This window comes from Specibacter sp. RAF43 (genome assembly GCF_052114065.1).
Lineage (GTDB): Bacteria > Actinomycetota > Actinomycetes > Actinomycetales > Micrococcaceae > Specibacter.
Genome location: NZ_JBFREA010000012.1, coordinates 1 through 13998, shown reverse-complemented (window position 1 = coordinate 13998; position 13998 = coordinate 1). Strand labels below are relative to the sequence as shown.

General features: G+C 67.3%; 16 protein-coding genes. 9 read left to right on the top strand and 7 right to left on the bottom strand.

Annotation, left to right across the window (positions count from 1 at the left end):
• Positions 1-14: 14 nt before the first annotated feature.
• Together AB4Y80_RS08145 and AB4Y80_RS08140 are read right to left on the bottom strand one after the other, a co-directional pair.
• Complete coding sequence (locus AB4Y80_RS08145; protein ID WP_442213541.1) at positions 15-908, bottom strand: glutamate ABC transporter substrate-binding protein; 894 nt, start codon at positions 906-908, stop codon at positions 15-17.
• 72 nt (positions 909-980) lie between these two features.
• Positions 981-1736, bottom strand: coding sequence for an amino acid ABC transporter ATP-binding protein (locus AB4Y80_RS08140; RefSeq protein ID WP_442213540.1), 756 nt, complete (start codon positions 1734-1736; stop codon positions 981-983).
• A 118-nt stretch (positions 1737-1854) separates the two neighbouring features.
• Here AB4Y80_RS08140 and AB4Y80_RS08135 point away from each other — a divergent pair, with 118 nt between their 5' ends.
• The 5 genes from AB4Y80_RS08135 to AB4Y80_RS08115 all read left to right on the top strand — a co-directional run bounded on the left by AB4Y80_RS08135 (position 1855) and on the right by AB4Y80_RS08115 (position 5204).
• Positions 1855-2628, top strand: a complete 774-nt coding sequence (locus AB4Y80_RS08135; protein ID WP_442213539.1) for a TIGR00730 family Rossman fold protein — start codon at positions 1855-1857, stop codon at positions 2626-2628.
• Between the two features lie 56 nt (positions 2629-2684).
• Positions 2685-3041 (top strand): DivIVA domain-containing protein, encoded by a 357-nt coding sequence (locus AB4Y80_RS08130; protein ID WP_442213538.1) that lies wholly within the window; start codon positions 2685-2687, stop codon positions 3039-3041.
• The gene (locus AB4Y80_RS08125) at positions 3038-3631 is read left to right on the top strand and encodes a DNA-3-methyladenine glycosylase I (protein WP_442213537.1); all 594 of its coding nucleotides are present in this window, start codon (positions 3038-3040) and stop codon (positions 3629-3631) included. Before AB4Y80_RS08130 ends, AB4Y80_RS08125 begins: the two co-directional genes overlap by 4 nt.
• Positions 3631-4860: a hypothetical protein gene (locus tag AB4Y80_RS08120; protein ID WP_442213536.1), complete on the top strand. Its 1230-nt coding sequence runs from the start codon at positions 3631-3633 to the stop codon at positions 4858-4860. The genes AB4Y80_RS08125 and AB4Y80_RS08120 overlap by 1 nt, the downstream gene beginning before the upstream one ends.
• 176 nt (positions 4861-5036) lie before the next feature.
• Positions 5037-5204, top strand: coding sequence for a DUF3117 domain-containing protein (locus tag AB4Y80_RS08115; RefSeq protein ID WP_442213535.1), 168 nt, complete (start codon positions 5037-5039; stop codon positions 5202-5204).
• Between the two features lie 101 nt (positions 5205-5305).
• On the opposite strand, the gene AB4Y80_RS08110 is transcribed toward AB4Y80_RS08115, so the two are convergent.
• Entirely contained in the window at positions 5306-5938 is a 633-nt protein-coding gene (locus tag AB4Y80_RS08110) for an O-methyltransferase (RefSeq protein ID WP_442213534.1), read from the bottom strand.
• A gap of 171 nt (positions 5939-6109) precedes the next feature.
• Here AB4Y80_RS08110 and sigE point away from each other — a divergent pair, with 171 nt between their 5' ends.
• Together sigE and AB4Y80_RS08100 are read left to right on the top strand one after the other, a co-directional pair.
• Positions 6110-6742, top strand: coding sequence for an RNA polymerase sigma factor SigE (gene sigE / locus AB4Y80_RS08105; protein WP_442213532.1), 633 nt, complete (start codon positions 6110-6112; stop codon positions 6740-6742).
• A gap of 74 nt (positions 6743-6816) precedes the next feature.
• Entirely contained in the window at positions 6817-7230 is a 414-nt protein-coding gene (locus AB4Y80_RS08100; protein WP_442213530.1) for a Sec-independent protein translocase TatB, read from the top strand.
• A gap of 116 nt (positions 7231-7346) precedes the next feature.
• Here the strand turns inward: AB4Y80_RS08100 and AB4Y80_RS08095 are convergent, their stop codons facing one another.
• Genes AB4Y80_RS08095 through AB4Y80_RS08085 form a run of 3 tightly spaced genes read right to left on the bottom strand, consistent with a single transcriptional unit; the run spans position 7347 to position 10354 of the window.
• Positions 7347-8474 carry an Mrp/NBP35 family ATP-binding protein gene (locus tag AB4Y80_RS08095; protein WP_442213529.1) on the bottom strand — a complete coding sequence of 376 codons (1128 nt, stop codon included), beginning with the start codon at positions 8472-8474 and terminating at the stop codon, positions 7347-7349.
• Between the two features lie 13 nt (positions 8475-8487).
• The gene (locus tag AB4Y80_RS08090) at positions 8488-9078 is read right to left on the bottom strand and encodes a DUF1003 domain-containing protein (RefSeq protein WP_442213526.1); all 591 of its coding nucleotides are present in this window, start codon (positions 9076-9078) and stop codon (positions 8488-8490) included.
• Entirely contained in the window at positions 9071-10354 is a 1284-nt protein-coding gene (locus AB4Y80_RS08085; RefSeq protein WP_442213524.1) for a magnesium transporter MgtE N-terminal domain-containing protein, read from the bottom strand. Before AB4Y80_RS08085 ends, AB4Y80_RS08090 begins: the two co-directional genes overlap by 8 nt.
• Positions 10355-10519: 165 nt before the next feature.
• Here AB4Y80_RS08085 and AB4Y80_RS08080 point away from each other — a divergent pair, with 165 nt between their 5' ends.
• Positions 10520-11269, top strand: coding sequence for a general stress protein (locus AB4Y80_RS08080; RefSeq protein ID WP_442213522.1), 750 nt, complete (start codon positions 10520-10522; stop codon positions 11267-11269).
• A gap of 53 nt (positions 11270-11322) precedes the next feature.
• On the opposite strand, the gene AB4Y80_RS08075 is transcribed toward AB4Y80_RS08080, so the two are convergent.
• Positions 11323-12897, bottom strand: a complete 1575-nt coding sequence (locus AB4Y80_RS08075) for an aminopeptidase P family protein (protein WP_442213519.1) — start codon at positions 12895-12897, stop codon at positions 11323-11325.
• Positions 12898-12980: 83 nt separating this feature from the next.
• Here AB4Y80_RS08075 and AB4Y80_RS08070 point away from each other — a divergent pair, with 83 nt between their 5' ends.
• A complete protein-coding gene (locus AB4Y80_RS08070; RefSeq protein WP_442213517.1) occupies positions 12981-13829 on the top strand; it encodes a PHP domain-containing protein in 849 nt (282 codons plus the stop codon).
• The last annotated feature ends 169 nt before the right edge of the window (positions 13830-13998 follow it).

Below are 13998 nucleotides of genomic sequence, written 5' to 3'. Positions count from 1 at the left end.
TTGCGTGGAACGTCTTAGTATTGATCAACCTTGGGCTGCTCGACCTTTGTTCCGGACTTGCCCAGCGTGGCATCGTAGATCTTGGTCCACGTGGCACCGCCGTCGGTCAGCGTCTTGTTGAAGAAGGTGCGCAGGGCGGTGTCGCCCTTGGGCACGCCAATTCCGTACTTCTCCACGGTGAAGGGCTCGCCCACGACCTTCAAGGCATCCGGGGACTGGGAGGCGAAGCCGAGCAGGATCGCCTGGTCGGTGGTCACGGCGTCGACGGAACCGCTCTTGAGCGCTTCGACGCACTTGGAGTACAGGTCAAACTCGGTGGTCTTGACGCCGGGGAAGTTTTCCTTGATGTTCTGGATGGGCGTCGAGCCGGTGGCGGAGCAAACGTCCTTGCCGGTCAAATCCTTTTCGCTCTTGATGGTGTCGTTGCTCTTTTGCACCAGCAGGCCCTGCCCGGTGATGAAGTACGGGCCGGCAAAGTCGATCAGGGCCTTGCGCTTGTCCGTGATGGAGTACGTGCCCACGTAGTAGTCGATGTCGCCGTTGGTGATCGCGGACTCGCGGTTGGCGGAGGGGATCGGCTTGAACTCGATCTTGTCCTGGGGGTAGCCCAGGGACGCCGCCATCCAGGTGGCGATCTGGATGTCAAAACCGCTGTACTGCCCCGTTTGGGCGTCCATGAAGCCCAGGCCGGGCTGGTCCTGCTTGACGCCGATGCGGATCTTGTCCGCGGACTTGATCTTGTCAAAGGTGGGGCTGCCGGTCAGGGCAACATCCTTGGCCACCTCAAAGGCGGGGTTGTCCGTGTTGCCGGGGGCGGCAGCGCCGCCACCGCAACCGGTCAGGGCAATTGCGGCCGCAGCGATGAGCGCCGCACCACCGAGGCGCTTTCGGCTGAAAAAGTTCTTCATGGGTTACCTTTCATAAACGGTTGGTCAACCAACCGTGGGTGTGAGACGAGAACCTGCTGGTTCGCGATGGGTCTAGTTGGTCAGGATCTTGGAAAGGAAGTCCTTGGCGCGTGCGCTTTGCGGGTTGGTGAAGAACTCATTCGGCGTTGCTTCCTCCACGATCTGGCCATCGGCCATGAAGACCACCCTGTCCGCCGCCTTGCGGGCAAAGCCCATCTCATGGGTGACAACCACCATGGTCATCCCTTCCTTGGCAAGTCCGACCATGACATCGAGGACTTCGTTGATCATTTCCGGGTCAAGGGCGGACGTGGGCTCGTCAAAGAGCATGACCTTGGGCTTCATCGCCAGGGCGCGGGCAATGGCCACGCGCTGCTGCTGGCCGCCGGAGAGCTGCGCCGGCAGCTTGGCCGCCTGCTGGCCGACACCGACGCGATCCAGGAGCGCCTGGGCCTGCTTGTCGGCCTCTTCCTTGGGGATGCCCTTGACCTTGATGGGTCCGAGCGTCACGTTTTCCAAAATGGTCTTGTGGGCAAACAGGTTGAACGACTGGAACACCATGCCGACGTCGGCCCGGAGGGCGGCCAGCGGCTTGCCTTCCTTGGGAAGTTCCTTGCCCTCAATGGTGATGGAACCATTGTCAATGGTCTCCAGGCGATTAATGGTTCGGCAGAGCGTGGACTTCCCGGAACCGGACGGGCCGATCACCACCACCACCTCACCCCTTTTGACCTGCAGATTAATATCTTGCAGGACGTGGAGGGCGCCGTAGTGCTTGTTGACGGCCTTCAGTTCGACAAGGGCAGGCGCCTGTGCGGAATTAGTCATGTAGCGAATGTATCGAATTTCGGGTTGCTTGGTAAACGCAGATCACATTTTCATCAGGATCGTAACGGGAAAGATACCTTGCACCGCGTCCCTTCCGCCGTCACGTACCCTTAGTGGCATGAGTGCACCCACCGGTTCCAGCAGGCCCGCCCGTTCCATCACCAAGCGCTTTGGTGTCTGGGAAAAGGGCGCCCCGGAGGGGACCACCGCCGACGCGAGGCTGCTGGACACCCCGGCCGGCAGCGGCTTCACGCACACCGACCCGTGGCGGGTCATGCGCATACAAAGCGAATTCGTGCAGGGTTTCGATGCGCTGGCCGAAATTGGCCCGGCTATCAGCGTGTTCGGCTCCGCGCGCACCAAGCCCGGAACACGGCACTACGAGATGGGCGTTGAAGTGGGACGCCGGCTGGTGGAGGCCGGCGTTGCCGTCATCACCGGCGGCGGGCCCGGGTCCATGGAGGCAGCCAACCGCGGCGCCGCCGAAGCCGGCGGACTCTCGATCGGGTTGGGCATCGAGCTGCCCTTCGAACAAGGCATGAACGAATGGGTTGGCCTCGGCGTGGACTTCCGCTACTTCTTTGCCCGCAAGACCATGTTTGTGAAATACGCCCAGGGGTTCATCGTGCTGCCCGGGGGCCTGGGCACCCTCGATGAACTGTTTGAGGCGATGGTGCTGGTGCAGACCAGCAAGGTCACGCAATTCCCGATCGTGCTGGTGGACGGCGCGTTTTGGGGGCCGATGCTGGACTGGGTCCGGGACACCATGGTGGCCGAAGGACTGGTTTCCCCGGGCGATCTGGGCATCGTCCAGCTGGCCGAGACGCCGGAGGAAGCCGTTGCCATGGTCATGGCCGGGGAAGCCGGGCTGGAGGTTGCCGCCCGGAAGTAGGCGCGCAGCCGGCGGCAGCGGCGCTGTTTGCCGGGCGGATCTGGCACCATGGAAGCGTGAGCTATTTCCTGATCTTTTTGGCCGTCATGCTGGCCGCGGCCGTGGCCGTGTATGTGGTCGGGCTCAAGCGCCCGGAAGGGGCGATCTACCGCGACGGGCTGGCGGCTCCCGTCGCCAATTTGCCGCCCGTCCTGCTGCCGGCGGCGCCGGAGCCCGGCGACGTGGACAGGCTGCGCTTCTCCCTGGGCCTGCGCGGCTACCGCATGGACCAGGTTGACGAGGTGCTGGACCGGCTGCGTGACGAACTCGCCGCCAAGGACCGGCGGATCACCGAGCTCGAAGGTCGTGCCCGCACCGCCCCGCCGTCCCCCACGGGACCGCAGACCCAACCGAACGGAGGGGAACAGCCGTGAGCGACGTCGTCGTGGGCTCTGATGGCAAGGCTCGGTGTGCGTGGGCCGGGCTTGCGGCCGACGAGCAATACCAGCGCTATCACGATCAGGAATGGGGCCGGCCGGTCTCCGGGGAGCGCGACTTGTTCGAACGGCTCAGCCTCGAGGCGTTCCAGTCGGGGCTGAGCTGGATCACGATCCTGCGCAAGCGTGAGGCCTTCCGGGCGGCGTTCGCGAACTTTGAACCGACCGCCGTGGCGGCCTTCAACGACGACGACATCGACCGCCTGCTGGCGGACGCGTCAATCGTGCGCAACCGGGTGAAGATCAGGGCCACCATCGGCAACGCCCGCGCCCTGCTGGCCCTGCCCGACGGTGTGACGCTCACCGAACTGGTGCACGCGCACGCGCCGGCGCCCCGGCCCGCGGGCGAGCCGGTCCCGGCGAAGACGGCGGAGTCCGCCGCCCTGGCCAAGGAGTTGAAGAAGCGCGGTTTTGCCTTCATCGGCCCCACCACGGCCTACGCGATGATGCAGGCGATCGGCCTGGCGAACGACCACCAGCCCGGCTGCTGGGTGGGGGAGTCGTTGCGCGCCGCGGAGGGGCGGTAGTGGCCCCGGCCGCCCGGCCCACCCTCAACGACGATTTCCTGTGGCTCCTGCGCAGGGCGGCCGCGCCGCTGAAATCGGCGCCGTGGTGGGTGCAGGTCACCCTCGTCTACCTCGCCGCACGGGTGGTCTCCTACGCCATCCTCCTGGCCACCGCCGGGCACGACGGCGTGACCCCGTGGGGGAGCGGCCCGGCCGGCTACCTGGACTTCATCAACCGGTGGGACGGGGAGTGGTACCAGCGCATCTATTCCGGCGGCTATCCCCACTCGATTCCCCGCGACGGAAACGGCAACGCCCAAACCAACGCCTGGGCGTTTTACCCGCTGTTCCCGTTCCTGGTGCGCGGCCTGCACGCGGCGACCACCCTCGACTGGGTGGTGCTGGCCCCCGCCGTCGCCACGCTGGCCGGGCTGGCCGCCACCTTGATGATCTACGTGCTGTTTGCCCGCTTTGTCCCGGGTGCGACGGCGCTGTGGGGTGCGGCGTTCTTTGCCACCTTCCCGATTTCCCCGGTTTTGCAGATCCCCTATGCGGAGTCCCTGAGCACCTTCCTGCTGGCGGCGGCACTGTATTTGCTCATCACCTCCCGGTACGGCTGGGCCATTCCGGTGGTGATCCTGCTGTGCCTCTCCCGGCCGGCGGGGGTGCCCTTCGCCGGGGTCGTGGCCGTCCACATCCTGCTGCGCTGGCGGCGCCGGCGGCGCACGCCGTTTCCGCCGCGCGAGGCTGCCGGTTCGCTGGTGCTGCTGCTGGTCAGCGGCGCGATGGCGTTGGCATGGATGTTCATTGCCTGGGCGGCCACGGGGGAACGGAGCGCCTACACGGACACGGAGACGTCGTGGCGCGGCGGCACCCTGGTGTTGTTCAAGCCCTGGTTTGACGCGGGCGTGCAGCTGGTCGGGCCGCTGTGGGGGCCGTTGCTGCCGGTGCTGCTGGCGGCGCTGGCGGCCCTGGCCCTGAACTCGCACGCCGTGCGGCTGATCGGCACCGAGCTGCGCGTCTGGTGTGCGTTGTACCTGCTGTACCTGCTGGCCGTCCTGGACCCGCAAACCAGCACCTTCCGGATGCTGCTGCCGCTGTTCCCGCTGGCCCTCGCGGCGGCGGCCGGCTCCAATTCCCGCGCGTACCGGTGGACGGTGGTGGTCATGTTCACGGCCCTGCAGATCGTGTGGGTTGTCTGGCTGTGGCGGTGGACCCCGCTGCCCGGCGGCGGCGACTATCCGCCCTAGTGCGAACCGTTGCCGTCAACGCCGGCCCGCAGCGCCGCCGCCGACGCGCGGGAGGGGCGCCCGATTAGCTCCCGCCCCTGATGTGCGGAATAATGGATGTGAGCGAACCAACACGAACGCTTTGCGCCGGATGCCCCACGGGCACGGCGTTTGTACTACGAAAAGGGGATGTCCTGATGGCGGCCATGAAACCGAGAACCGGCGACGGTCCAATGGAAGTGACCAAGGAAGGGCGGAGCCTGATCATGCGCCTGCCACTGGAAGGCGGCGGACGACTGGTCGTGGAAATGAACGCGGCCGAGGCCACCAGCCTGAAGGATTGCCTGCTGGGGGCAACCGAATAGGGCCGTGCGGCAGGCGGATGTGAGCAAGAGTTGACTACTGTGGGGCGGCCCGGGCCGTCCCACAGTTTTTGATTAAGTACGGTTCTTGATTAAGGACGGGTTTAGCGCTTGACCGCCAGCAACAGCCCGTCCCCGGTGGGCAGCATGGCCGAGACCAGGGAATCGTGGTCGCGGATCATCTTGCCCACCCGGCGCAACACCACGGTGCCGGGCTCGCGAATGGCCGGATCGGAGACCCTGTCCTTGTCGAGGGCGTCGTTGATCACCAGCAGGCCGCCGGACTTCAGTAATCGGATGCCGTGCTGGACGTAGTCCGGAAAGCTGGGCTTGTCGGCGTCGATGAACACCAGGTCATAGGCGGCGTCGGTCAGGCGCGGCAGGACGTCCTGGCCCCGCCCGGAAATGGTGCGGGTCCGGTTGGCCGGGGAACCGGATTCAATGAACGCCTCGCGCGCGGCCTTAAGGTGGTCCACATCCGGGTCGATCGTGGTCAGCACGGCCCGGGGCCCCAGTCCGCGCAACAGTGCGACCCCGGAAACGCCGGCCCCGGTCCCAACCTCAACGGCCGTCAGCGCCTTCGAGGACGCCGCCAGGACGGTCAGGGCCGCGGCCACCCCGGGGCTGACCGGAAAGAGCCCCAGCTCGTGGGACCGTTCGCGGGCGCGGCGCAGCACGCCATCTTCGACGGGCAGGCCCTCCGCGTAGGACCAACTGGTGGACTTGTCGGCGCTCATGGGTGGTGTTTTCCTAAACTGTTGCGGTGAGTGCCTCTAGCCTACTGCCTGCGCCGTGGGCTGAATTTCTCCCTTCATACAGYCAAATGCCAGATTTCTTTGGCACACTATGGGGACTCGGGCGGGAATTCCCGAGTGCCGCAGCGCTTGCCGAAGAAGAGAGATGCAGTCATGAGTTCAGCCGCCAGCTTCGCAGCCGTGCCTGTGGACCCCGGGCCGGACGCCGGCTGGGTCGCCCCGTCATGGGAGGACGTGGTCACCAACCATTCCGCCAAGGTCTTCCGGCTCGCCTACCGGCTCACCGGCAACAAGTTCGACGCCGAGGACCTCACCCAGGAAGTGTTCGTCCGGGTCTTCCGCTCCCTCGCCAACTTCAAGCCCGGCACCCTGGACGGCTGGCTGCACCGCATCACCACCAACTTGTTCCTTGACCAGGCCCGGCGCAAGCAGCGGATCCGCTTTGACGCGTTGGCGGAGGACGCCGAGTCCCGGCTGCCGGGCGCCGATCCCGGCCCGGAACGCACCTTTGAATTCAACAACCTCGACATGGACATCCAGGCCGCCCTGGAGGCGCTGCCGCCGGACTTCCGTGCCGCCGTCGTGCTGTGCGACATGGAAGGCCTCTCCTACGACGAGGTGGCGCACGCCCTGGACATCAAGCTCGGAACGGTGCGCTCGCGCATCCACCGCGGCCGGGCCATGCTGCGCGAATCCCTGGCGGACCTGGCCCCGGGCCGCACCAAGGCGCCGCGGACGCCCAAGAAGCCGCTCCTGTCGCTGCCGCGCATTGCCGGCCTGCACTGAATTGGCGGCCTGCACTGAATTGGCGCGGGTGGACGAATCGTTGCTTTGCGGCCTGAGAGGGTAATCTTCCTAACGTGTTTGGTATCAATACGCCCGAGCTGATTGTGATCGCCATTGTGGCGGTTCTGGTGATCGGCCCCACGCGCCTGCCCGGCTATGTGGAGAAGTTGAAGAACCTCATCCGCGAGGTGCGCAGGATGGCCTCCGGCGCGCGGGAAACCATCCGGGAAGAGGCGGGCCTGGACATTGACACCATTGACTGGAAGAAGCTCGATCCACGCCAGTACGACCCCCGCCGCATCATCCGCGAGGCCCTCCTCGATGACGAGGACGTCGCCGCGTTCGATTCGCTCAAGACGGCGCCCGGGGCGGCCCTGGCGTCCATGCTGGGCAAGGACTCACCCGAGGCACCCCCGGTCGTGGCCGAAACCCCGCTCGTGCGCCTCGCGGAGGGCCAGCGCGCCCCGTTTGACCACGAAGCCACCTGACGCCCGCCGCGAGGCAGACCCTGGCCCGCGAGAGCGACCCTGGCCAGCAGCGTTTTCGCGGGCGGGGGTCTATTTCGCGGGGATTCCGAGCTCGCGGTGCTCCCGGCCACCAATGGCTAGCGCGGCGTGACGCCCAGATGCAGGCCGGCCAGGCCGCGGGGGCGGACGGCCAGCTTGTCCGCAATGTCCCGCAGCGCCGCGGCGGCCGGGGACTCCGGGTTGGCCAGCACGATCGGGGCGCCAATGTCCCCGCCCTCCCGCAGGGCCACGTCGATGGGGATGTGGCCCAGGAGTTCCACCGGCGCGTTGACGGTCTGGCTCAGCCGCGATGCCAGCACCTGGCCGCCGCCGGAGCCGAACAATTCCATGGTGCTGCCGTCGGGCAACGTCAAGAACGACATGTTTTCCACCACCCCTGCGACCTTTTGCCCGGTCTGCACGGCGATGGCCCCGGCCCGTTCGGCGACGTCCGCGGCGGCGACCTGGGGCGTGGTGATCACCAGGATCTCCGCCTTGGGCAGCAGTTGCGCCACCGAGATGGCCACGTCGCCCGTGCCCGGGGGCAGGTCCAGGAACAACACGTCCAGATCGCCAAAGTACACGTCCGTCAGGAATTGTTCCAACGCGCGGTGCAGCATGGGCCCGCGCCAGGCCACGGGCTGGTTGCCCGTGACGAACATGCCGATCGAGATCACCTTGACGTCGTAGGCCACCGGCGGCAGGATCATCTCATCCACCCGGGTCGGAGCCTGGGTGATGCCCATGAGCGCCGGCACGGAAAAACCGTAAACGTCGGCGTCCACAATGCCCACACGCAACCCCTTGGCGGCCAGGGCGCAGGCCAGGTTCACCGTCACCGACGACTTCCCCACGCCGCCCTTGCCGCTGGCCACCGCATACACGCGCGTCAGCGAGGATTCGTCATTGAACGGGATGCCGCGCTGCGGGTTGGTGCCCTTGAGCCGCTCCTTCAGCGCCACCCGCTGCTCGGCCGTCATGACCATGAGCTCCACGCTCACGTCCGTGACGCCCTCGAGGCGCATCAACGCCGCGGTGGCATCCTTGCTGATGGTCCCGCGCAGGGGGCAGCCGGCGATCGTGAGCCGGACGACGGCGCGCACCCGGCCGGCGTCGTCGGCGGCGACGGACTCCACCATGTCCAGCTCGGTGATGGGCCGGCGCAGCTCGGGGTCGATCACGGTGGCGAGCGCGGCGAGCAGGGAGGATTCGGACAATGCAGACATGGCGGGGTGTGCCTTAGGGGTTGATGGTGCGTTTGGTGGTTACCGTCTTCAGGGCGTTGGTGGCGGGGGAGCGCTGGGTGCCGCGGGGCTCCCGGGCGGGTTCGACGTCGTCGTCGGAGATGGCGATGAGCTCCTCCAGGAGGCTGCGCAGCTCGGAGCGGACAAAGTCGCGGGTGGCGACCTCGCGCAAGGAGATGCGCAGCGCGGCGACCTCCCGGGTCAGGTACTCGGTGTCGGCCAGGTTGCGTTCGTCGCGGCTGCGGTCCTGTTCAATCTGCACCCGGTCCCGGTCGTCCTGACGGTTCTGGGCGAGCAGGATCAGCGGCGCCGCGTAGGAGGCCTGCGTGGAGAAGAACAGGTTGAGCAGGATGAACGGGTACGGATCCCATTTCAGGCCGAAGATGCCCACCACGTTGAACGCTATCCACACGATCACGAAGATGGTCATGTACAGCAGGAAGTTGGCGGTGCCCATGTAGCGGGCAAAGCGCTCGGCGAACCGGCCGAACGCGTCGGGATCCTTGGTCAGGTTCGGCAGCAGCCGGGACTTCAACTCCAGGGGAGTGTCAAGGCCGCCGCCCTTGGACTGGTGCCGTTCAGCCAATGCGGCCTCCCATTTTCCTGATCGGTGCCCCGTCGTCGTGCGAGCGCCAGTCGTCCGGGAGCAGGTGGTCCAGCAGGTCATCGACCGTCACGGCACCCACCAGGCGGCCCTCCCGGTTGACCACGGGGAGGGAGTTTAGATTGTAGGAGGCCATGGTGTGGCTGACGACGCTGACGGTGTCCTGGTCGGAGACCGGCTCAAGGTTCTTGTCCACCAGGGTGCCCAGCTGTTCCGGCGGGGCGCTGCGCAGCAGCTGCTGGATGTGCACCACGCCCAGGAACCGGCCGGTGGGGGTCTCCAGCGGTGGGCGGCAGATGAAGATCGCCGAGGCCAGGGCGGGGGAGAGGTCCTCGCTGCGCACGTGGGCGAGCGCCTCGGCGACGGTCGCCTCCGGCGGCAGGATCACCGGGACGGGGGTCATGAGGGCGCCGGCTGTGCCTTCCTCGTACTGCAGCAGGCGCCGGACGTCCTCGGCGTCGTCGGGTTCCATGAGCAGCAGCAGCTCCTCGGCCTTGGCCGTGGGAAGATCGGCCAGCAGGTCCGCGGCGTCATCCGGGTCCATTTCCTCCAGGACGTCGGCGGCCCGTTCACTGTCCAGTGCCGAGAGCAGCGCCACCTGGTCCTCCTCCGGGAGCTCGGACATGATGTCGGCCAGGCGCTCGTCCTGCAGTTCGCTGGCCACCTCGATCCGTCGTTTGTCGCTCATCTCCTGGAGCGCGTCGGCAAAGTCGGCGGGCTTGAGGTCCTCGTGGGTGGCCACAAAATGGGTGGCGCCCTGCGGTTCGGCCTCCGAGGCGGGCTGGGCGTCGGACCAGTCGATGAGCATGGTGTGGCCGCGGCGCAGGCCGCGCAGCCGGGAGGTGGAGGTGCCGCGGCGGACGAACAATTTGGTGACCAGCCAGTCGCCGTTGCGCTGCTGGTCCATGGCGATGTCCTCAATGACGGCCCCGCCGCTGCCATCGACCAGGGTGACTTGGCGGTCAAACATGTTGCCCACCACGAGTTGTTCGGCGCCGCGCTGTTCAAAGCGGCGCAAATTGACCAGCCCGGTGCAGATGATCTGGGCCTGGTCCATCGACGTCAGCCGGGTCATGGGCACAAACACCCGCTTCTTCCCGGGGACCTCAACCACAATGCCCACGGCGTGGGGGGCGGTGCGCTGGCCGCCGCCCAGGACCACGACGTCGCGCAAACGGCCCAGCCGGTCGCCCAGGGGGTCGAAGACGTCCAAACCTAAGAGGCGCGCAACAAAGATGCGCGTGGGTTGTGTGCTCACCCCTAAAGGCTACTTCCAAAGGGTCCCATTGCCCGAACCCCGTCCTTGCCACGCATGTCATCGCACCCCACCCGGTGCCGCCGGCCCGCTCCATCGGGCTGGCCTACCGTTCACTGCCAGCGATACTCCAGCCAATGTGCAGGAACATGGTGAAGAATGGGGACCATGGCAAACCTTTTTGGACGCACCCGACCCATGGATGCGGCACGCCTTGTGCCCACCGGTGAGACGATCGGTTCCTACACCTCATACCTGGATGCGCAAAAGGCCGTGGACTACCTGGCGGATGAAAAGTTCCCCGTCCAGCATGTTTCGATCGTGGGCAACGAGCTGAAGATGGTGGAGCGGGTCACCGGCAAGCTCAGCTACCCGCGCGTGGCGTTGACCGGTGCCATGACCGGTGCCTGGTTCGGCTTGTTCATCGGCGTCCTGCTCTCATTTTTCGACGGCACCAGCGGCACCTCCGGCGGGCCGTACCTGAACGTGTTCACCGCGGTGCTGATGGGCGCCGCCTTCTGGATGTTGTTTGCGATCATCGGCTACGCCGCCCAGCGCGGCAAGCGCGACTTCACCTCCACCAACCAGGTGCTGGCCTCAAGCTACGACGTCATCGTCACCCCGGATGTGGCCATGGAGGCCCGGCGATTGCTGGCCCAGCTGCCCATGACCTCCACGGCGCCGCGTCCCGGCCCCCAGGGATACGGCCAGCCGCCGGCGCGCCCCAACGGGTGGCATGATCCCTACGGCCAGCCGCCGGCCCAGCCCGAGCCGGCCGAGGACGACCATACCCGGCCCGGGCAGGCGCCCCTGAGTGGTCCGCGCCGCGGCCAGTTCCCGGACCTGCCCGACGGCCGTCCGCAGTACGGCATCCGCGTGGACACCCCCGCTCCTGCCGAACCGGAAGCGGAGCAGTAACGCTTTTCGTCCGGCGCCGGGCCCCTCTCGCCTTATAGCGATCGGGCCGGACCCTAGCCGCTGAGCCGGGCCATCCAGGCCTCGACGTCGTCGGGGGTGCGGGGCAGGGCCGCGCTCAGGTTGACGGGACCCTCGGCCGTGATCAGGATGTCGTCCTCGATCCGCACGCCGTGGCCGCGGAACTCCGCCGGGATCGCCAGGTCCTCGGCCTTGAAGTAGAGACCCGGTTCGATGGTGAAGATCATGCCTTCGGTGATGACGCCGTCCAGGTACAGTTCGGCGCGGGCCTGCGCGCAGTCGTGCACGTCCAGGCCCAGGTGGTGGCTGGTGCCGTGCGGCATCCAGCGGCGGTGCTGCTGCCCGTCCACGCTGAGGGCCTCCGCGGCGGGAACGGGCAGGAACCCCCACTCCTCGAGGCGGGCGGCCAGGACCTCCATGGCGGCGTTGTGTACGTCGCGGAACTTGCGGCCCGGCTGCGCCACGGCGTACGCGGCGTCCGCGGCATCCAGGACGGCCTGGTAGATGGTGCGCTGGACCGGCGAGTACGTGCCGTTGACGGGGATGGTGCGGGTGACGTCCGCCGTGTACAGCGAATCCGCCTCCACGCCGGCGTCGACCAGCAGCAGCTCGCCGGCCGTGACGGTGCCGGTGTTGCGCGTCCAGTGCAAAATGGTGGCGTTGTTGCCGGCGGCGGCGATGGTGTCATAGCCGAGCTCATTGCCCTCCTCGCGGGCGCGGGCAAAGAACGCACCCTCCACCACCCGCTCGCCGCGCCGGTGCGAGACGGCGCGCGGCAGGGCCTTGATGATGTCCGCAAAGCCCGCGGCGGTGGCGGCCACGGCCATCTTCATTTGCTCGACCTCCCAGGCGTCCTTGACCAGGCGCAGCTCGGAGAGGGCCTCGGCCAGCTTCGCATCCAACGCATCCAAGGCGCTGAGGTCCACCGACTCCGGGTCGACGGCCGTGTTGTACCGGGCCGTGTCCACCAACGCGTCGATGTTCTCGTCGACCTTGCGGACCAGGCGGACGGAGACGCCGCCCACGGACGGCTCTCCGACGTTCTTGGTGATCGCCACTTCCAGCGCCGAGATGTCCACCGTGTCCAGGCCCAGCAGCGCCCTGAACTCGGCCAGTGTGGGCCGCGGGCCGATCCAGAACTCGCCGCTGCGGGAGTCCGCGTAGAACTGCTTGGTGTCCCGGCCGGCCAGCGGACGGAAGTACAGCGACGCGTGGTGATGGCCGCCGTCGTCCCCCGCGCCGTCGGCGACGGGCTCCATGACCAGGACGGCGTCCGGCTCATGATCCACGCCGAGGCCGGTGAGGTGGGCGAAGGCGGAGTGCGGGCGGAAGCGGTAGTCGCAATCGTTGGAGCGGACCTTTAGGGCACCGGCCGGGATCACCAGCCGTTCGCCCTTGAACTGCTCGGAGATGGCACGACGGCGGCGTGCGGCGTGGTCGGCCACCTCGGCCCGGGCGGGCAGCTCGGTGGAGGCGGGGGCCCAGTTGGCGGCCATGAAGGCGCGGAACGCATCCGAATCGGGGCGGTGCGAGCGGTTGTTCACCCGCTCTTCGAGCGGTTGCAAGGTGGTGGGGTCTGGGTGCACGGAGGATTGCTCAGTTTGGTTCACCCTTCAAGTCTCTCACCGGCCGCGCGGCGGGACAAAGTGCCCCGCGCGCGGCGGCGGAGGGGGAAGCGTCGTAGGCTTGAGGCGTGAGGATCGACCTGCATGCGCATTCAAACATCTCCGACGGCACGCAGCCCCCGGCCGGGCTGGTGGCCGCCGCGGCCGCTGCCGGGCTCGGCGTGCTGGCGCTGACCGACCACGACTCCACCGCGGGCTGGGCCGAGGCCCTCGCGGCGGCCCGCGAACACGGGCTGGGGCTGGTGCCGGGCATGGAGATTTCCTGCAAGACCGCCGAGGGCATCAGCGTGCACCTGCTGGCCTACCTGCACGACCCCGCCCATCCGGGGCTGCTGGAAGAGATCACAAAGGCCAAGGACGCCCGCCTCAGCCGGGCCGAACGCATGGTGGAGCGACTGGCGGAGGACTACCCGCTGAACTGGGACGATGTGAGCGCCCATGTCGCCCCCGGCGCCACCGTGGGCCGCCCGCACATTGCCGACGCCATGGTGGCGGCCGGGATTGTGGCGGACCGCAGTGAGGCGTTTGCCAACATCCTCACCTCGCATTCACGCTATTTCGTCAGCCACTACGCCCCGGACCCGGTGCTGGCCGTGGCCCTGGTGCGTGCCGCCGGCGGCGTGCCGGTGTTCGCCCATCCCGTCGCGTCGGCCCGCGGCCGGGTGGTGGCCTCGGGAATCTTTGATGACATGATCGACGCCGGCCTGCTCGGTTTGGAGGTTGACCACCGGGACAATCCTCCCGAAGGCCGCGAATGGCTGCGCGCCTTGGCCGCGAAGCGCGGACTGCTGGTGACGGGGTCCTCCGACTACCACGGGGCCGGCAAGCCGAATCTGCTCGGGGAGAACCTCACCACCCCGCAGGTGCTGGAGCGGATCCTGGCCGCCGGAACGGGATCACCGGCCTACCTGCCCTAGCACGCGCATCTGACCCGCAATAGATGTCGAAAAATCGCGAAATTTCGCGATTTTTCGACATCTATTGCGGGACCCTTCTATATTTGTCAAGCTGCATTTGGTGCCTCGTTGTGGGTCGTGGTTCTATATTTGTCAAGCTGCATTTGGTGCCTCGTTGTGGGTCGTGGTT